This is a genomic window from Massilia sp. CF038 (assembly GCF_900129765.1).
Classification (GTDB): Bacteria; Pseudomonadota; Gammaproteobacteria; order Burkholderiales; family Burkholderiaceae_D; genus Telluria_A.
In genome coordinates this window covers 475,390-492,241 of sequence record NZ_FQWU01000001.1, presented here as the reverse complement: position 1 = coordinate 492,241, position 16,852 = coordinate 475,390, and the positions used below count along the sequence as shown (strand labels likewise).

At 59.3% G+C, this 16,852-nt stretch carries 21 protein-coding genes; 6 read left to right on the top strand and 15 right to left on the bottom strand.

What is annotated here, in order from left to right:
- Positions 1-2: 2 nt before the first annotated feature.
- From cysW to BUC24_RS02140, 6 genes are all read right to left on the bottom strand, one after another.
- A complete protein-coding gene (cysW, locus tag BUC24_RS02165) occupies positions 3-875 on the bottom strand; it encodes a sulfate ABC transporter permease subunit CysW (protein WP_073212437.1) in 873 nt (290 codons plus the stop codon).
- Positions 875-1,720: a sulfate ABC transporter permease subunit CysT gene (cysT, locus tag BUC24_RS02160; protein ID WP_073212436.1), complete on the bottom strand. Its 846-nt coding sequence runs from the start codon at positions 1,718-1,720 to the stop codon at positions 875-877. The genes cysW and cysT overlap by 1 nt, the downstream gene beginning before the upstream one ends.
- A gap of 111 nt (positions 1,721-1,831) precedes the next feature.
- On the bottom strand, positions 1,832-2,605 hold the full coding sequence (locus tag BUC24_RS02155) for a sulfite exporter TauE/SafE family protein (RefSeq protein WP_073212435.1): 774 nt from the start codon (positions 2,603-2,605) through the stop codon (positions 1,832-1,834).
- Positions 2,606-2,695: 90 nt separating this feature from the next.
- Positions 2,696-3,334 carry a peroxiredoxin gene (locus tag BUC24_RS02150; protein WP_073212434.1) on the bottom strand — a complete coding sequence of 213 codons (639 nt, stop codon included), beginning with the start codon at positions 3,332-3,334 and terminating at the stop codon, positions 2,696-2,698.
- 39 nt (positions 3,335-3,373) lie between these two features.
- On the bottom strand, positions 3,374-3,937 hold the full coding sequence (locus BUC24_RS02145) for an RBBP9/YdeN family alpha/beta hydrolase (protein ID WP_073212433.1): 564 nt from the start codon (positions 3,935-3,937) through the stop codon (positions 3,374-3,376).
- Positions 3,938-4,036: 99 nt separating this feature from the next.
- The gene (locus tag BUC24_RS02140) at positions 4,037-4,423 is read right to left on the bottom strand and encodes a diacylglycerol kinase (protein WP_073212432.1); all 387 of its coding nucleotides are present in this window, start codon (positions 4,421-4,423) and stop codon (positions 4,037-4,039) included.
- A gap of 149 nt (positions 4,424-4,572) precedes the next feature.
- Here BUC24_RS02140 and BUC24_RS02135 point away from each other — a divergent pair, with 149 nt between their 5' ends.
- Entirely contained in the window at positions 4,573-5,352 is a 780-nt protein-coding gene (locus BUC24_RS02135) for an IclR family transcriptional regulator (protein ID WP_073212431.1), read from the top strand.
- Here BUC24_RS02135 and pbpG read toward each other — a convergent pair.
- The 3 genes from pbpG to BUC24_RS02120 all read right to left on the bottom strand — a co-directional run bounded on the left by pbpG (position 5,320) and on the right by BUC24_RS02120 (position 8,186).
- Complete coding sequence (gene pbpG, locus BUC24_RS02130; RefSeq protein WP_073212430.1) at positions 5,320-6,420, bottom strand: D-alanyl-D-alanine endopeptidase; 1,101 nt, start codon at positions 6,418-6,420, stop codon at positions 5,320-5,322. The genes BUC24_RS02135 and pbpG overlap by 33 nt on opposite strands.
- A gap of 152 nt (positions 6,421-6,572) precedes the next feature.
- A complete protein-coding gene (locus BUC24_RS02125) occupies positions 6,573-7,268 on the bottom strand; it encodes a nitroreductase (protein ID WP_073212429.1) in 696 nt (231 codons plus the stop codon).
- Positions 7,269-7,280: 12 nt separating this feature from the next.
- Entirely contained in the window at positions 7,281-8,186 is a 906-nt protein-coding gene (locus BUC24_RS02120) for a DMT family transporter (RefSeq protein ID WP_073212428.1), read from the bottom strand.
- 261 nt (positions 8,187-8,447) lie between these two features.
- On the opposite strand from BUC24_RS02120, the gene phaP reads away from it, so the two are divergent.
- The gene (gene phaP / locus BUC24_RS02115; RefSeq protein WP_073212427.1) at positions 8,448-9,014 is read left to right on the top strand and encodes a TIGR01841 family phasin; all 567 of its coding nucleotides are present in this window, start codon (positions 8,448-8,450) and stop codon (positions 9,012-9,014) included.
- Between the two features lie 63 nt (positions 9,015-9,077).
- Here the strand turns inward: phaP and BUC24_RS02110 are convergent, their stop codons facing one another.
- The 6 genes from BUC24_RS02110 to BUC24_RS02085 all read right to left on the bottom strand — a co-directional run bounded on the left by BUC24_RS02110 (position 9,078) and on the right by BUC24_RS02085 (position 14,380).
- Positions 9,078-9,800 (bottom strand): ABC transporter ATP-binding protein, encoded by a 723-nt coding sequence (locus tag BUC24_RS02110; protein WP_073212426.1) that lies wholly within the window; start codon positions 9,798-9,800, stop codon positions 9,078-9,080.
- Complete coding sequence (locus BUC24_RS02105; protein ID WP_073212425.1) at positions 9,797-10,567, bottom strand: ABC transporter ATP-binding protein; 771 nt, start codon at positions 10,565-10,567, stop codon at positions 9,797-9,799. The genes BUC24_RS02110 and BUC24_RS02105 overlap by 4 nt, the downstream gene beginning before the upstream one ends.
- A 9-nt stretch (positions 10,568-10,576) precedes the next feature.
- Positions 10,577-11,788 carry a branched-chain amino acid ABC transporter permease gene (locus BUC24_RS02100; RefSeq protein ID WP_073212424.1) on the bottom strand — a complete coding sequence of 404 codons (1,212 nt, stop codon included), beginning with the start codon at positions 11,786-11,788 and terminating at the stop codon, positions 10,577-10,579.
- Between the two features lie 17 nt (positions 11,789-11,805).
- A complete protein-coding gene (locus BUC24_RS02095) occupies positions 11,806-12,735 on the bottom strand; it encodes a branched-chain amino acid ABC transporter permease (protein WP_073212423.1) in 930 nt (309 codons plus the stop codon).
- 234 nt (positions 12,736-12,969) lie between these two features.
- Positions 12,970-13,914 carry a 4-hydroxy-3-methylbut-2-enyl diphosphate reductase gene (ispH, locus tag BUC24_RS02090; protein WP_073212422.1) on the bottom strand — a complete coding sequence of 315 codons (945 nt, stop codon included), beginning with the start codon at positions 13,912-13,914 and terminating at the stop codon, positions 12,970-12,972.
- Positions 13,915-13,924: 10 nt separating this feature from the next.
- Positions 13,925-14,380: an FKBP-type peptidyl-prolyl cis-trans isomerase gene (locus BUC24_RS02085; RefSeq protein ID WP_073212421.1), complete on the bottom strand. Its 456-nt coding sequence runs from the start codon at positions 14,378-14,380 to the stop codon at positions 13,925-13,927.
- A gap of 235 nt (positions 14,381-14,615) precedes the next feature.
- Between BUC24_RS02085 and BUC24_RS02080 the strand changes: the two genes are divergently transcribed.
- From BUC24_RS02080 to rpmG, 4 genes are all read left to right on the top strand, one after another.
- On the top strand, positions 14,616-15,353 hold the full coding sequence (locus BUC24_RS02080; RefSeq protein ID WP_073212420.1) for a hypothetical protein: 738 nt from the start codon (positions 14,616-14,618) through the stop codon (positions 15,351-15,353).
- A gap of 109 nt (positions 15,354-15,462) precedes the next feature.
- On the top strand, positions 15,463-16,137 hold the full coding sequence (gene radC, locus BUC24_RS02075; RefSeq protein ID WP_073212419.1) for a RadC family protein: 675 nt from the start codon (positions 15,463-15,465) through the stop codon (positions 16,135-16,137).
- A gap of 292 nt (positions 16,138-16,429) precedes the next feature.
- Positions 16,430-16,666 (top strand): 50S ribosomal protein L28, encoded by a 237-nt coding sequence (rpmB, locus tag BUC24_RS02070; RefSeq protein ID WP_073212418.1) that lies wholly within the window; start codon positions 16,430-16,432, stop codon positions 16,664-16,666.
- Between the two features lie 10 nt (positions 16,667-16,676).
- On the top strand, positions 16,677-16,847 hold the full coding sequence (rpmG, locus tag BUC24_RS02065; protein ID WP_197422130.1) for a 50S ribosomal protein L33: 171 nt from the start codon (positions 16,677-16,679) through the stop codon (positions 16,845-16,847).
- Positions 16,848-16,852 lie beyond the last annotated feature (5 nt).

Genomic DNA, 16,852 nt, shown 5'->3' with positions numbered 1-16,852 from the left:
GATTAGTGCTCCATTGCTCGTGCTTCGGCTTCGACCGGATCAACCGTGTGCAAACGCCATTCGACAAATGATTTGATGGCCAGTGTCACCAGGGCCAGCAGCGCCAGCAGCGAGGCAACCGCAAACGCCGCCGCAAAGTTGTATTCGTTGTAGAGGATTTCGACCTGGAGCGGCATGGTATTGGTCTCGCCGCGGATATGGCCCGACACCACCGACACCGCGCCAAATTCGCCCATGGCACGCGCATTACACAGAATGACGCCGTACAGCAGGCCCCACTTGATGTTCGGCAGCGTCACGCGGCGGAAGGTATCCCAGCCCGAGGCGCCCAGCACCAGCGCCGCCTCTTCCTCTTCATTGCCCTGCGATTGCATCAGCGGGATCAGTTCGCGCGCCACAAACGGGAAGGTGATGAAGACGGTGGCCAGCACAATGCCCGGCACGGCAAACAGGATCTTGATGTCATGCGCCTGCAGCCAGGGACCAAACCAGCCCTGGGCGCCGAACATGAGCACGTAGATCAGGCCGGAGATCACAGGCGAGACCGAAAACGGCAAGTCGATCAGGGTCAGCAGAATGCTCTTGCCGCGGAACTCGAACTTGGCCACCGCCCAGGCCGCGCTGACCCCGAACACCAGGTTCAATGGCACCGAAATGCCGGCCGCAATCAGCGTCAGCTTGATGGCGGAGATGGCGTCCGGATCGACAATCGCGGCCACGTATGCTTGCCAGCCCTTCTTGAATGCTTCGGCAAACACGGCCACCAGCGGCACGAACAGGAACAGCGTCAGAAACGCCAGTGCGATGGTGACGAGAACGATGCGAACCCAGGCCGGCTCCAGCACCGCGCCGGATTTTTTGAATTGTGCGCTCATCATTTACCTGACCGTTTGCGGGTCCAGGCCTGCAGCAAGTTAATCGTCAACAGCAACAAGAAGGACGCGATCAGCATGACCACGGCAATTGCGGTCGCACCGGCGTAGTCGTACTGCTCCAGCTTGGTGATAATGAACAGGGGCGTGATCTCCGACACCATCGGCATGTTGCCGGCGATGAAAATGACCGAACCGTATTCGCCTGTGGCACGCGCAAACGCCAGCGCAAAGCCGGTCAGCATGGCCGGCATGATCGATGGGAAGATGATGCGCACAAAGGTCTGTAAGGAATTGGCGCCCAGGCTGGCTGCCGCTTCTTCCAGTTCGCGTTCGGCGTCTTCCAGCACAGGCTGCACCGTGCGCACCACGAAGGGCAAGCCAATGAAAGTCAGCGCCACCACCACGCCCACCGGCGTGAACGCGACTTTCCAGCCGAATTTTTCCAGGTACTGGCCGATCCAGCCGTTACTTGAATACAAGGCGGTCAGCGTGATGCCCGCCACAGCCGTAGGCAGGGCAAAGGGCAAGTCGACCAAGGCGTCAATCAGGCGTTTGCCCGGAAATTTATAGCGCACCAGCACCCACGCGACGATGCCGCCAAAAAACACGTTGATGGTCGCGGCAATCAGCGATGCCCCAAAGCTGAGCCGGTACGAGGCCATCACGCGTTCCGACGTCACGGCGCTCCAGAAAGCTTCCCAGGTCATGGTGAAGGTCTTCAGGAACACGGCGGACAGCGGGATCAGGACGATCAGCGCCAGATAGAAAATCGTGAACCCCAGCGACAGGCCAAAGCCGGGCATAACCCGGTATGGCGCGCGCTGCGGGGGTGGTTTCGGAGACATGCAGCCCTCTTATTACATTTTTATCTAAGAGGTCGCATAATCTCACCCTGAACTCATAAAGAAAACGAACTATTTCTTATTTGGTTAGACGAGAAATGATATGAGCGGCTGTCAATAGATCAGTTTGGCAGCGACCGCCGTCAGCGTCATCGCCAGCAGTGCCCGCAGCACCCGCTCGGGGACGGCGCGCGCCATCCAGGAGCCCAGCGTGATGCCAGGAACCGAGCCGATCAGCAGCATGGCAAGCAATTCCCAGTTGATCGAGCCCAGCCACCAGTGGCCGAAGGCGGCAATCGCGGTCAGGGGTACCGCGTAGGCGATGTCGGTACCGGCCACTTCCGCTGCCGACAGGCGCGGATACAGCATGACCAGCAAGGTGGCACCAATGGCGCCGGCGCCGATCGAAGAGACAGTCACCAGGGTGCCCAGCACCAGGCCGGCAACGATGGTGGCCGCGCTCAGGCTGCGTCCCTGCAAATGTTTTTCCGGGTGGGCATTCAGCCAGGCCAGCATTTTTCCTTTGAACAGCAGCGCTACCACCGTCAGCAGGACCGAGCCGGCAATCGAATAGCGGATGATTTGCCCGATGCCGGCGTCCAGCGCGCCGAACTGCTTGAGCGCCAGCGCGGTTGCCACGGCTGCTGGCAGGGCGCCAATGCACAGCAATTTGACGATATCCCAGCGTACGGTGCCGCGCAGGCGGTGAGTGAAGGTGCCGGCAGTCTTGGTGATGGAGGCGAACGCGAGGTCAGTGCCCACCGCCACCGAGGGGTTGATGCCGAACAGCAGGGTCAGCAGCGGCGTCATCAGCGAGCCGCCGCCCACGCCGGTCATGCCGACTAGCAGTCCGACCCCGAACCCGGAAATAATATATGTAAAAAGCATGCAGACGCCCCCAAAGTAAGCGTCAGCGTAAGGGGGCTCAGCATGAAAGCAAACAACAGAAACCTTATTTGCTTATGCGCGCTATGCGTTTTACTTGTTCGGCTGCGGCGTCAGGCGCAGGTAAGGACGCGCTGCCGTGAAGCCTTTTGGATACTTTTGCTTGATCACTTCCGGATCCTGGATGGTCAGCGGAATGATGACATCGTCGCCATCTTTCCAGTTGCCCGGGGTGGCCACGGTATGCTTGTCGGTCAGTTGCAGGGCGTCGATGACACGCAACACTTCGTCGAAATTGCGGCCCGTGCTCATCGGATAGGTGATGGTGAGGCGGATCTTTTTATTCGGATCGATCACGAACAGCGAGCGCACGGTGGCTGTGGCCGATTGTTCCGGGTGGATCATGTCGTACAGCGTGGCGACTTTTTTGTCAGCGTCGGCAATGATGGGGAAACCCACGACGGTCTTTTGCGTGTCTTCGATGTCGCTGATCCAGGTTTTGTGGGTATCAGCCGGGTCGACCGACAGGGCAATTGCCTTCACGTTGCGCTTGTCGAACTCCGGTTTCAGCTTGGCCGTCAGTCCCAGTTCCGTCGTGCACACGGGCGTAAAATCGGCCGGGTGCGAAAACAGCACGACCCACGAGTCACCCGCCCATTGGTGGAACTTGATCGGGCCTTGCGAGGAATCCTGCTCGAAATCAGGGGCGGTATCGCCCAGGCGTAAAGTCATCGTCATCTCCGTGGAATAAAAAAGTGGTTTGGCTGTTAATCATGCCGAAAATGCCAGCCGTTCATTGTGCGCCTTTTCCGCCAGCCGGTGCAAGAGGTCCTGGCCGGCAGCCCAGTCGCCCAGGCCGGAGTCGGCGTTGATGTGGCCAAGCGGGCCTGCTTCGACCAGTTCGCTGTCCCAGCGCTGCGCCCACAGGGCCGCTTTGCTGGCGCGCATCCAGGGGTCATTGCTGCTGGCAACCACCAGCGATGGGCAGCCCAGCGGCAGCGCCGTCAGCATGTCGGCCACGCCAAATTTGTCGGGGTCGGCAGGCGCCACCAGCAGCGCGCCCGCCACGTTGGCACTGTCGCGCGCGATGCTGTGCACGGCAGTCAGGCAGCCGAAGCTGTGCGCAATCAGCAAGGCCGGGCGCGGATCGCGTGCCCGAACCTGCCCCAGGCGCGCGGCCCAGGTCACCAGGTTGGGGTGGTCCCAATCGTCCTGGCGTACGCGCGAAAACGCTGGCTGGCGCGCGTGCCAGCGGCTTTGCCAATGCGCCGGGCTGCTGTCATGCAGTCCAGGCACGATGATGACGTGAAAATCGGGGAAAAGTTGAATGGCCATGCCCGCCTCCTGTGATCACAGCATACGGGCGGGCACGGCGAAAGCGAACGAATGCTTTCTTCTTTGCTTATGCGCAGAGCGGCGCAGCGGCCGCTGGCGTCAATAAAAGCGGTTGAACAACACCACCGCCCAGCAGGCAGCAGCCAGGCACACGGCCAGAAACACGGCCGCGCTGCCCATGTCCTTGGCGTTTTTCGAGAGCGGATGACGTTCCAGCGAGATGCGGTCGACCACTGCTTCAATGGCCGAATTGAACAATTCGACAATCAGCACAAACACCAGTACGCCAATCAAAAACAGCTTCTGGAACGCGGAGATCGGCAGCGCAAGCGCAATCACGGTGCCAATCACCACCACCACCAGTTCCTGGCGGAAGGCATGCTCATTTTGCCAGGCAGATTTCAGGCCGGCAAAGGCGTAAAACATGGCGGGCAGAATGCGCTGCAGACCGCTCTTGCTCTTGAATTCACTGACGGGTTCGCTCATATCGCTCTTTCAATTTGCTTGGATGCCGCATTATGCCCGGCCCCTGCGCGCAGAGCCACAAAAGTGGTGTCCACCACACGGAAATTGCCAACCCTTTCCGCATTATGGTATAAAGTAAGGAAAATATACTGCACCGCACCAACCACATTATGAAAATCGAATCCGTCGAAGCACCAAAAACCTCGATCCAGGTGATCGAACGCATGGTCGCCCTGCTCGATGCGCTGGCCAATTACACCGATCCGGTGAGCCTCAAGGAATTGTCCAAAGTGTCGGGCCTGCATCCGTCGACCGCGCACCGCATCCTCAATGACATGGTCATCACGCGCTTTGTCGACCGGGTCGAACCCGGCACCTATCGCCTGGGCATGCGACTGCTGGAACTGGGCAACGTGGTCAAGAGCCGGCTGTCCGTACGCGAAGCGGCGCTCGACTTCATGCGCGCCTTGCACAAAAAAACGCAGCAAACCATCAACCTGTCAGTACGCCAGGGCGATGAAATCGTTTATATCGACCGGGCTTTTTCAGAGCGCTCGGGCATGCAGGTGGTGCGCGCCATTGGCGGACGCGGCCCGCTGCATCTGACTTCGACCGGCAAGCTGTTTTTGTCGGTCGATGAACCGAAGGCCATCCGCGCGTATGCCACGCGCACCGGCCTGGCCGGGCACAACAAGAATTCGATCACGGATCTGGCCAAGCTCGAACGCGAGCTGAGCCTGGTGCGCACACGCGGTTACGCACGCGACAACGAGGAGCTGGAACTGGGCGTGCGCTGCATGGCGGCAGGCATCCATGACGACTCGGGCAAACTGGTGGCGGGCTTGTCGATTTCAGCCCCGGCCGACCGCCTGCAGGAAGAATGGCTGGAAGATTTGATTGGCACGGCCAGTCAGATTTCAGCCACCCTGGGTTACACCGGTCCGCTCTAACAAGGGCTCATTCAACATCGGCGGCGTGGTGAACGCCTCCAGCCAGCGCCGCACGCGGCCTGCATCGGCCGTGCGCGACTGCTTGCCTTTGGAGTCCAGAAACACCATGATCACGGCCCGTCCCTGAATGACGGCTTGCATCATCAGGCAGCGCCCGGCTTCATTGATAAAGCCGGTCTTTTGCAGACCAATTTCCCAGTCCGGCATCGCCACCAGATAGTTGGTGTTGTGGTAGTTCATCATGCGCTTGCCGGCGTTGACGGTGGCTTTCGGATCGGTCGAGTATTCGCGCAGCAGCGGCTGTTCGTACGCGGCCATGACGAGCTTGGCCAGGTCGCGCGCGGTGGCCACATTCCTGCTCGACAAGCCGCTTGAATCCACGTAGCGCGTGTCGTTCATGCCCAGCTCGCGCGCCTTGGTATTCATGGCATCCACAAAGGCCGGCACCCCGCCCGGATAGTTGCGCGCCAGCGCGGCGGCAGCGCGGTTCTCGGAACTCATCAGAGCGATATGCAGCAAATTGGCACGCGTCATTTTGCTGCCCACCTGCAAACGCGAACTGCTGAATTTTTCGTGATCGACATCGTCTTCGGTGACGGTCAGGATTTCATCCATGTCCAGGCCAGCTTCCACCACGATCAGGCCCGTCATCATTTTGGTGATGGAGGCAATGGGCAAAGCCACGTTCGCGTTCTTTTCAAACAGCACTTCGGCATTGCTTTGATCGAGGACCAGGGCCACGCTGGATTTGAGGTCAAGCGGATCGCGCGTGAGGTTTAAACCAGCGCGATCGCCCTCGCTCATGCGCACGGGTTCGGCGTAACTACGCGCGACGATCACGCGCTGGTAGACCACCTTGCGCTTGCCGTTGACCACAATGGTGCGGCGGACCACTTGATTGCTGGCAGCGGCGCGCGTGCGCCCCTTAGCCGCACGCTGCTTGAAGATCGGACTGGCGTGTGACTTCTTGGTTTTTGTCACTTTGGCACCGTGCTCGGCGCGCGCCTGTGCAGGCGGCGACAGCGCAAACAGCAAAGAAACAAAAGCACCCAAGACAAGCTTATACATCTGGAAATCCTTTACAGCAGGCTGGTCCTACCTTTAGTGCAGTGTAGCAAAACGATCGCCGATCGCAAACGCGCGCACGCCAACTCGCGCGTGTTTTTTTGTGGCTGCGCAACGCTAACACCTGGCATTGGTTGCCTTGGAACAGTGTACGCCTATTCGATAAAGCGGGCGAAGCCCGCGACTGGCTCGCGTGCGGTCACCAGCGTGTTTTCAATCTTGTCGGGATCGGCGTAGCCAAGCGCCATACCGCACACCACCATTTGTTCGGAAGGCAATCCCAGCTCGGCACTGATGATGCGATGGTATTGCGTGAACGCGGCTTGCGGACAAGTGTCGAGGCCGCGTCCGCGTGCCGCCACCATGATGTTTTGCAAGAACATGCCGTAGTCCAGCCAGGAGCCCTGCTCCATGATGCGGTCGATGGTAAAGATCAGACCAACGGGCGCATCGAAGAAGCGGTAATTGCGGCCATGCTGGGCGGCCATACCAGCCTTGTTGTCGCGTCCCAGCCCCAGCAGGGCGTACAGATCCCAGCCCACCTTGCGGCGCCGGTCAATATAGGGCGAGCACCATTCGCGCGGATAGTAAGCGTACTCCTCCACATGCTGCGCGGCTGCGGCCGGGTCGGCATGCACGGCCCCAATCGCGTCGGCCAGGCGGTCCTTGGCGGCGCCGGTGAGTACCGTGACTTTCCATGGCTGGGTGTTGGTGCCCGATGGCGCGCGCGCGGCCACCGCGAGAATCGCTTCGATGTCTTCCCGCGCGACCGGCTTGGGCAAAAAGGCCCGGATCGAACGGCGGCTGGTAATGGCAGCGTCGACGGCTTGCTGTTGCGAACTTTCGATCATGGGGAAACGCTCCTATTTTTTCACGACACAAAATACACCGAGCACCGCCAGCGCCATGCCTGCCGCGCCTGCCAAGGTGAACGCTTCGCCGAACATCAGCCAGGCCATCAGCGCAGTGGTGGGCGGCGTCAGATACATCAGGCTGGTCACTTCGGTGGCGGCGCTACGCCGCAATAAAGTAAACAGCAAGAAAATCGCGCCGATCGACAAGGCCAGAACCGACCACAGCAAGGCGCCAAGGAAGTGCGGCGTCCATTGCACCGCCGACAAGGCCGGATCCAGCTGTTCGAAATGCAGGGCCAGCGGCAGCAAGACGGCGACGGTGGCGCCGAATTGAATCACGGTACCGGTGCGCAAATCGAACTGCGGGCAATAGCGGCGCTGGTACATGGTGCCTGCGGTAATGCACAACAAGGCCAGCACGCAAAAGCCGATGGCTGGCAGCGACAGGCCATTGAGCGACATTTTCGCATGCACCACCAGGGCCACGCCGGCCAGGCCAAACACCAGCCCCAGCCACTGGAGAGCACGCACGCGCTCGCCAATCAGGGGCGCACACGCAGCGGTCAGGATGGGCTGCATGCCCACAATGAGGGCGGTGATCCCGGCTGGCATGCCCAGCTTGATGGCGCACCAGACCCCGGTCAGGTAACCGGCTTGCAGCAACACGCCGGCAAACGCAATGTGGCCGATCTTGCCACGCGGCCAGGGCGCACGGCAAGCCAGCACGATCGGCAACAGCACCAGCAGCACAGCGCCGCAGCGCAAGATCAGAAAGGTCAGCGGGGGCGCGTACGGCAGGCCGAATTTGGCGACGATAAATCCGGTGCTCCACAGCAGGACAAAGAAGGCGGGCACGGGCGAGCGCCAGCTCAAGGATTGTCGCGTCGCAACATTTTTATGGTGATTGTTTGACATTGATCAATAGAAACGGAGGCTGGCGAGCCGTATTGTGATGCATCATGTGCTCAGCGGAAAGGAGCCGCGAGTCTAGCACGGCGCCCCGCTGGCGTCGTGGGAGAGACTTTTGGTGCACTGCACAAAATTCGCTTGACTCGACATCAAAACTCCGTAAAATGGGTTCTGTTGCGCTGCACAATGGATCGTCAGCCTGAAAAGTTTCAACTTTCGCTTCACCGGTCACCTGTCATAACGAACTACACATACTGGAGAACATACATGTTTGCAATCCCTGAGCAGTTTTCGAACGCCACCAAAGCCAACTTCGAATCGCAATTCGCCATTTTCTCGTCGCTGACTTCCAAAGCGTTTGAAGGCATGGAAAAGCTGGTGGAACTGAATCTGACCGCCGCCAAAGCGTCGCTGGACGAATCGTCGGCTGCGACCCGTCAGTTGCTGGCTGCCAAAGATCCACAAGAATTCTTCTCGCTGACCGCTGCCCAGGCCCAGCCAACGGCTGAAAAAGCGCTGTCGTATGGCCGTCAAGTTGCTGCCATCGCTGCCGGTACCCAAGCTGAATTCACCCGCGCTGCTGAAGAGCAAATCGCTGAAACCAACCGCAAGGTCATCTCCCTGGTCGACGAAGTCACCAAGAATGCCCCAGCCGGTTCGGAAAACGTGGTGTCGGTCATCAAGGCCACCATCGGCAACGCCAACGCAGGCTACGAGCAAATGAGCAAGACCGCCAAGCAGGCGCTGGAAGCCGTTGAAACCAACGTTAACGCCGCTGTGAGCCAGTTCTCGCAAGCTGCGCAAAGCGCCGTACCAAAGGCAGCCCGCAAGTAATTGCAGCGGCTCCAATAAAAAACCGCAGCTTCGGCTGCGGTTTTTTTACGTCTGCACCCTGCTTTATTCGCCAAGGTAAGCGGCTTTGACGCGCGGATCGTGCAGCATGTCGTCGGCATTGCCGCTCATGATGATCGCGCCCGAATCCATCACGTAACCACGGTCGGCTGCCTGCAGCGACAGCTTGGCGTTCTGCTCGACCAGCAGAATGGTGATGCCCTGCTTGTGCACGTCACGAATCACTTCAAAGATTTTTTCCACCATGATGGGCGACAGGCCCATCGATGGCTCGTCGAGCAGCAGCAATTCCGGATGGCTCATCAATGCACGCGCCATGGCCAGCATCTGCTGTTCGCCGCCGGACAAGGTACCCGCCAGTTGCGATGCCCGCTCTTTCAGGCGCGGGAAGACCGTGAACCACTTCTCGATGTCCTGCGCGATCGCAGCCTTGTCGTTGCGCGTGTAAGCGCCCATCAACAGGTTTTCTTCAATCGTCATACGGGTAAAGACCCCGCGCCCTTCCGGCACCATGGCCAGCTTGCGCTGAACCATTTCGAACGATTTCGTGGTCTTGAGCGATTCGCCCTTGTAGGCAATGATGCCTTCGAGCGAACACGGCGGCAAAGTGCCGGTAATGGCCTTGAGGGTGGTGGTCTTGCCGGCGCCGTTGGCCCCGATCAAGGTGACCAGCTCGCCTTTGCCCACTTCCAGATCGATCCCTTTGACGGCCTTGATGCCGCCGTAGGCGACCTTCAAACCCTGGATTTTCAGAATGGTGTCCATCAGTGCGCCCCTCCCAGGTAGGCTTCGATCACGGCCGGATTCGCCTGGATTTCAGCGGGCAAGCCTTCGGCAATCAATTTGCCGTATTCCAGCACGCTGATGCGATCGCACAGACCCATCATCAATTTCACATCGTGCTCGATCAGCAGCACGGTCTTGCCTTCGTTTTTAATCTTGACCAGCAATTCGCGCAGGGCCAGTTTCTCGGTCGCGTTCATGCCGGCTGCCGGCTCGTCCAGGGCCAGCAATTGCGGATCGGTGGCCAGGGCGCGCGCGATTTCGAGCCGGCGCTGATCGCCATAGGACAAAAATTTCGAGGTGCGCTTGGCAAAGGCGCCAATGCCGACGAAGTCGAGCAATTCCTGGGCACGGGCGCGAATCGCCGCTTCTTCGATGCGCGCCGCCTTGTGGCGGAACACGGCGCCAAACACGCCTTGCTTGGTACGCACATGGCAACCGACCATCACGTTTTCCAGCGCCGTCATTTCGCCAAACAGGCGAATGTTCTGGAAGGTACGGGCAATGCCCGCCTTGGCCACGGCATGCGGCGCCGAAGGCGAATACGGCTTGCCAGCCAGCTCAAAGGTGCCCGTGTCTGGCTGGTACAGGCCGGTAATGACGTTAAAGAAAGTGGTTTTGCCGGCGCCGTTGGGGCCGATCAAACCGTAGATCTGGCCGCGGGTGATCTTCAGGCCGACATTGGTCAGCGCTTGCAAGCCGCCGAAGCGCTTGTTGACGCCGGCGATGTTCAGAATAATCGGTTCAGTCATGGTGATTCCTCAGGCGACCGGGAAGGTCTCGGCCTTGTTGACTTCGGCCGCATCGGGCCGGTCTTCATGTTTCGGCGCCGGCCACAGGCCAGCCGGTTTATTCAACATGACACCAACCAGGGCACCGCCGTACAGTAGCTGGCGGATCACTTCGGATTCGATCAGTACCTTGCCGAACAGGGCCATCTGGACTGGTTCGGCCGTGTGGCGCAGTACTTCAGGCAAGGCCGCCAGGATCAGGCCGCCCAGGATCACACCCGGAATGTGGCCGATACCGCCCAGCACCACCATGGCCAGCACCACAATCGATTCCGTCAGCGAGAACGATTCCGGCGATACAAAGCCCTGGAACGAGGCGAACATGGCCCCGGCCACGCCGCCAAATGAGGCGCCCATGGTGAACGCCAGCAGTTTCACGTTGCGGGTATTGATGCCCATGGCCTTGGCCGCGATCTCGTCTTCGCGGATCGCCACCCAGGCACGGCCCAGGCGCGAGTGCTGCAGGCGCGCCGTGACAAACACGACCGCGGCGCACAGGGCCAGGAACAGGAAGTAATAGGCATTCACCGATGGCATGCCGTAGCTGCCAATCATGACGGTGGCCTTGGAACCGGCTTCGCCGCCCAGCGACACACCGAAAATGCGGATCGGATCGATCAGATTGATCCCCTGCGGCCCGTTGGTGAAATTGATCGGATCATTCAGGTTGTTCATGAAAATGCGAATGATTTCACCAAAGCCCAGCGTGACAATGGCCAGGTAGTCACCACGCAGTTTCAGCGTTGGCGCGCCCAGCAGTGCGCCAAAGAAACCGGCGGTCGCTGCCGCCAGCGGCACAATCAGCCACACCGACAGGTGAATGCCGGTCTCGCGAATTTCGGGCCCCATGACGGCCACCAGCCATTCACCGAGCACCGGATAGGCGTAGACCACCGATTCAAGCAAGGCGGCAAATTGCGGTGAGGCCAGCAGACCTGTCATGTAGGCGCCAACGGCAAAGAAGGCGATATAGCCAAGGTCCAGCAAGCCGGCAAAGCCGACCACGATATTGAGGCCCAGCGCCAGCATGATGTACAGCAGCGCCATGTCCACGATACGTACCCAGGAATTGCCGAAATTCTGGGCCACAAACGGGAAGATCAGCAGGCCGATGAGCACGAACGCCATGCTGGCACGGGCGCGCTTCTTGTCGTGTTCAAAGTCGAAGGAGAGGAGTCGCATGATGGTCCTTGTCTCGTTCAGGCGCGGTCGGCCACGCGTTCACCCATGATGCCGGATGGCCGCACGGTCAGTACCAGGATCAGCACCACGAAGGCAAAGATGTCCTGGTAGTGGCTGCCGAGGAAGCCGCCAGTTGCATCGCCGATATAGCCGGCGCCCAGCGCTTCGATCAAGCCCAGCACAATGCCGCCAATCATGGCGCCGTAAATGTTGCCGATGCCGCCGAGCACCGCTGCCGAGAAGGCCTTCAAGCCAGGCAGGAAGCCCATCGCAAACTGAATCGAGGAATAATTGGCGCCCCACATCACCCCGGCGACGGCAGCCAGCGCCGCACCAATCGCGAAGGTGTAGACAATCACTTTATTGGAGTCAACGCCCATCAGGCCGGCAACCCGCGGATTTTCCGCCGTGGCGCGCATGGCGCGGCCCATCTTGGTTTTTTCGACCAGCAGGACCAGTCCGCCCATCGACAGCAAGGCCAGCGCCAGCAGCAGCACCTGCGTTTGCGAGATGACGGCGCCGCCAATGGCGATCGGTTCGCTCGAAAGCAATTGCGGGAAGGACAGTGGACTGCGGCCCCAGATGATCATGGCACCCGTGGTCAACAGATAGGACACGCCGATGGCGGTAATCAAGGGCGCCAGCCGCGGCGCGTTGCGCAGGCGGCGGTAAGCGACCCGCTCGATGATCACGTTGACCAGCATGCAGACAGGAATCGCGCCAATGATGGCAATCATCAGGCTCAGGTAGCCTGGCAAGCCGGGCACGAGCGCGTCCAGCAGTTTGAGAATCGACAAGCCCACCATGGCGCCGATCATCAGCACGTCACCGTGGGCAAAATTAATGAGGTTTAACACGCCGTACACCATCGTGTAGCCCAGGGCGACCAGTGCGTACATACTGCCCAGCACCAGGCCATTGATAATTTGTTGGATAAAAGTATCCATGGTTTTGCAGGCCTCTTTTATGTCGTTCTTAACAAAAACGGCACCCGGGGAAAACCCCGTAGTGCCGCTCCTTGTTTCTTGGTTCTACTGCAACCGCACACCGCCTTGCCATATGTACATGTGTCAAGGCGACAAAAAATCCGAGCGTCGCCATCATAGCGAGGTTTCGTAAAAACTAATATCGGAAAATAACAACTGTGCCAAATTTAAATTTGCCTCAAACCAGCACTTGCACTAGACAGTGCCCGCCTTGATGCCATCGAGGCCTTTTGGCAGCGGGAAGGTCACATGTTCTTCCACCCCTTCCAGTGCCCGCACGCTGCGCGCGCCCAGCTCCTTGAGACGGTCAATAACAGCCTGGACCAGCACTTCCGGGGCCGAGGCGCCGGCCGTCACGCCAATGCGCAGCATGCCCACCAGCCACTGGGGATCGATCTGCGAGGCATTGTCGACCATGTAGGCCGGCGTGCCCTTCTTCTGCGCCACTTCGCGCAGGCGGTTCGAGTTCGAACTGTTGGGGCTGCCGACCACGATAACGACGTCGACCTGGGGCGCCATGAACTTGACGGCTTCCTGACGGTTGGTGGTGGCGTAACAGATGTCGCCCTTCTTCGGCTCGATCACGTTCGGATACTTGGCCTTGATGGCGGCAATAATGTCCGCCGTGTCGTCCACCGACAGCGTGGTTTGCGACACATAAGCCAGCGACTCCGGATTGGCGACCTGCAGCTTGGCCACATCTTCAATGGTTTCCACCAGATGCATGCCTTCTTCGGTCTGGCCCATGGTGCCTTCAACTTCCGGGTGACCGTCGTGGCCGATCATGATGATTTCGCAGCCCTGGCGGCGCATCTTGGCCACTTCCACGTGCACCTTGGTGACCAGTGGACAGGTGGCATCAAAAATGGTCAGGCCGCGCGCTTCCGCTTCTGCCCGCACCGCCTTTGATACGCCGTGGGCGGAAAACACCAAGGTGTTGCCGGCAGGAACATCTTCCAGTTCTTCGATGAAGATCGCGCCCTTGTTGCGCAAGTCTTCCACCACGTAGGCGTTGTGCACGATTTCGTGCCGCACATAGATTGGTGCACCAAATTGCTGGAGGGCGCGCTCGACGATTTCGATCGCGCGGTCGACGCCGGCGCAGAAACCGCGCGGCTGGGCCAGGAGAATGTCGCTCATATTTAATCCTTTACAACACCGAAATCAGTTTGACTTCGAACTGCAGGGCCTGTCCGGCCAGCGGGTGGTTGAAGTCGAAGGTGGCAGCGTCCGCGCGCAGTTCGCGCAGCACGCCGGCAAAGCGGCCGCCACCGGGTGCGGCAAAGTCGACCAGGTCGCCCACGCGGTATTCCGTGCCGGGTGCGGTATTTTCTTCCAGCGTAGCACGTGTCACATCGCGTACCAGTTCCGGATTGCGCTCGCCAAAGGCCTTGCCTGGCGCCAGGTGGAAAGTCTGGTGGTCGCCCTCGGGCATGCCCAGCAGCACTTCTTCCAGGAACGGCGCCAACTGGCCTTGACCGAGCATGAGCGTGGCCGGGTTGCCGGCAAAGGTCGTGATCAGATCCGTACCGTCAGCCGTGGCGAGGCGGTAATGCAGGGTAAGGTAGGCCGAGGGCGTAACGACGGCAGGTGTTGCGTTGGACATAGTTCAAATGAAAGCGTGCAAACCGATATTGTACCGCGTTGGGCGACGCGCGGCCCCGCCCATCCAGGACGCTCGGCCTGCGATGCGATGCAAAATGCAGGCCGCTGGCCTGCCCCAGCTGCTAATGCGTTCCCCACCGCAAGCATGCCTAACAAATATGTATTTCGCCCAAGAAAGAATGCGAGTATAGTAATTTCTTTTTGTGCAACTCAACCCCGCCATTAAGGAAACCATCTTGAAAATTTTGCCATTGCTCCGCCTGTGCGTTGCATGTATTTTGCCAATTTCCGCCGCATCGGCAGGTGCCACGCCAGTGGCGTTTTCGTTTACGGGTAGCATCAACTATATGTCGCTGTTCACGATGAGGACAAATTCCGTCGTGCAAGTGAGTAGCAGCACCTTCCCAGGCGCACTCGTGCAAATGCAGGACGTATTCCAGGGCAATTTCTATTATGACGACAATCCCCCGCTAGGACCGTTGCAACAAGACCCCGGCACACCGGACGGCTTTTTCCTGCGCTATAACGCGCCTGCCGAAACGTCGGGGACCGTCATTCGCAGCACCAGAAACGGCGTGGGTGCCCAGTCCAAGTCGGGCGCCGAGTTTTTTGTCGATGACCAATGGTTCGGCGACAGCACCAGTATGTATAACTATGATTACGACACACGGTTTGTCAAACACATCGGCATTACCTGGGCCTTCCCAGCGGGGACATTGCACGACGGGCATGTCCCAGGCAGCAGCGAATTACTGACACTGCGGTATGCCTATTTTTGGATCAACTTCGTCGACCTGGTAAGCGGCGACCAATTGCAGGTGAACGGCAGCATCGATTCGATGACTGCAAGCACGCCAACCCAGATACCCGAACCGTTGACACCGGTACTGTTCGGTTTGGCTGCCGTGATGGCGCTGACGGCACGCCGCATGGGAAAAGGCATCGACAAGCTCGAAAGCAAGCCGTCGATTTGAACTGATCCGGCAACACTGGTTTGGTTCCCTGTAAAAACAGCAGCCGGATCAGTACGCGCCAAGCCAGCATCCCCGATACTGCCTCACCACATCGGGGAGGGAAGCGCCCATGGCGATCAAGGACTGGCCGGATCAGCAACGGCCGCGTGAACGGCTGATCCGGGACGGCGCAGCCGCCCTGTCCGATCCAGAATTGCTGGCGCTGTTCCTGCGCGTGGGCGTCCGGGGCATGAATGCGGTCGAATTGGGACGCGCCCTGCTCGCCCACTTTGGCTCGCTGCAAGCGCTGTTTGCTGCCAATTGTCAGCAAATGTCAGCCGTGCATGGCCTGGGGCCGGCAAAGTATGCGCAGTTGCAAGCGGTACTGGAGCTGGCCCGGCGCGCGCTCGGCGAGCAGCTGCAACAAGGCTGCGCACTGGGCTCGCCTCAGGCGGTGCGTGACTATCTTCGCCTGGACCTGGGCCGCCAAGCGCACGAATCCTTCAGCGTGTTGTTCCTCGACGTCAAAAACCGCCTGCTCGCCTGCGAGGAAATGTTTCGCGGCACCCTCACCCATACCAGCGTTTATCCGCGCGAAGTGGTCAAGGCTGCACTGGCCCGCAACGCCGCCAGCGTGATGCTGGCCCACAATCATCCGTCCGGCTCTCCCGAGCCCAGCGAAGCCGATTTACTGCTCACACGGACGCTGGTGCAGGCATTGGCCCTGGTTGACGTGCGCGTGCTCGACCATTTTGTGGTTGCCGGCACCCATGTGCATTCATTTGCCGAGCACGGCCAGCTGTGATGCGGATCGCGTCAACTGCCCCAGGTCCACAGCGCAAGGTAGCCAAGTCCAAACAAGCTGCGCCCGTGGCGTGGTCGCTCGCGCCGTCGCCCATGGGTATGCTGATTTCCCGCTCTGCTGTAAGGGCGCCGCCACGACCATACGGGTTCCCCTTCGGCAACTGCAGGACACAATTGTTAAATGATGAGATATTCATAAGACACAATTGTTTTTCATAAGTCATTGATTGTCTGATTGTTTTCGCGCTATACTCTCGTTTTTCCAAGTTTGGATATTTTCTTAGGAGTGCGCTATGGCACGTGTTTGCCAAGTAACTGGCAAGGGCCCGATGGTTGGTAACAACGTCTCCCACGCTAACAACAAAACGAAACGTCGTTTCCTGCCTAACCTGCAGAACCGTCGTATCTATGTAGAATCGGAAAACCGCTGGGTCTCCCTGCGTCTGTCCAACGCCGGTCTGCGCGTCATTGACAAAGTCGGCATCGATGCCGTTTTGGCTGACATGCGCGCCCGTGGCGAAAAAGTTTAATTAGGGAGCTATCATGGCAAAAACTGGCCGCGACAAAATCAAGCTGGAATCGACCGCAGGTACGGGTCACTTCTACACCACCGACAAGAACAAGCGCACGATGCCTGCCAAAATGGAGATCATGAAGTTTGATCCTAAGGCACGTAAGCACGTCATGTACAAAGAAACCAAGATCAAGTAATCGAT

What these genes read in the sequence shown, in the direction of transcription:
- rpmB (WP_073212418.1), top strand. Translation starts at nt 16,430, where the DNA reads ATGGCACGTGTTTGCCAAGTAACTGGCAAGGGCCCGATGGTTGGTAAC.
- BUC24_RS02085 (WP_073212421.1), bottom strand. Translation starts at nt 14,380, where the DNA reads ATGTCCAACGCAACACCTGCCGTCGTTACGCCCTCGGCCTACCTTACC.
- cysT (WP_073212436.1), bottom strand. Translation starts at nt 1,720, where the DNA reads ATGTCTCCGAAACCACCCCCGCAGCGCGCGCCATACCGGGTTATGCCC.
- pbpG (WP_073212430.1), bottom strand. Translation starts at nt 6,420, where the DNA reads ATGTATAAGCTTGTCTTGGGTGCTTTTGTTTCTTTGCTGTTTGCGCTG.
- phaP (WP_073212427.1), top strand. Translation starts at nt 8,448, where the DNA reads ATGTTTGCAATCCCTGAGCAGTTTTCGAACGCCACCAAAGCCAACTTC.
- BUC24_RS02135 (WP_073212431.1), top strand. Translation starts at nt 4,573, where the DNA reads ATGAAAATCGAATCCGTCGAAGCACCAAAAACCTCGATCCAGGTGATC.
- BUC24_RS02145 (WP_073212433.1), bottom strand. Translation starts at nt 3,937, where the DNA reads ATGGCCATTCAACTTTTCCCCGATTTTCACGTCATCATCGTGCCTGGA.
- ispH (WP_073212422.1), bottom strand. Translation starts at nt 13,914, where the DNA reads ATGAGCGACATTCTCCTGGCCCAGCCGCGCGGTTTCTGCGCCGGCGTC.
- BUC24_RS02095 (WP_073212423.1), bottom strand. Translation starts at nt 12,735, where the DNA reads ATGGATACTTTTATCCAACAAATTATCAATGGCCTGGTGCTGGGCAGT.
- BUC24_RS02100 (WP_073212424.1), bottom strand. Translation starts at nt 11,788, where the DNA reads ATGCGACTCCTCTCCTTCGACTTTGAACACGACAAGAAGCGCGCCCGT.
- BUC24_RS02105 (WP_073212425.1), bottom strand. Translation starts at nt 10,567, where the DNA reads ATGACTGAACCGATTATTCTGAACATCGCCGGCGTCAACAAGCGCTTC.
- BUC24_RS02155 (WP_073212435.1), bottom strand. Translation starts at nt 2,605, where the DNA reads ATGCTTTTTACATATATTATTTCCGGGTTCGGGGTCGGACTGCTAGTC.
- BUC24_RS02140 (WP_073212432.1), bottom strand. Translation starts at nt 4,423, where the DNA reads ATGAGCGAACCCGTCAGTGAATTCAAGAGCAAGAGCGGTCTGCAGCGC.
- cysW (WP_073212437.1), bottom strand. Translation starts at nt 875, where the DNA reads ATGAGCGCACAATTCAAAAAATCCGGCGCGGTGCTGGAGCCGGCCTGG.
- BUC24_RS02125 (WP_073212429.1), bottom strand. Translation starts at nt 7,268, where the DNA reads ATGATCGAAAGTTCGCAACAGCAAGCCGTCGACGCTGCCATTACCAGC.
- radC (WP_073212419.1), top strand. Translation starts at nt 15,463, where the DNA reads ATGGCGATCAAGGACTGGCCGGATCAGCAACGGCCGCGTGAACGGCTG.
- BUC24_RS02120 (WP_073212428.1), bottom strand. Translation starts at nt 8,186, where the DNA reads ATGTCAAACAATCACCATAAAAATGTTGCGACGCGACAATCCTTGAGC.
- BUC24_RS02150 (WP_073212434.1), bottom strand. Translation starts at nt 3,334, where the DNA reads ATGACTTTACGCCTGGGCGATACCGCCCCTGATTTCGAGCAGGATTCC.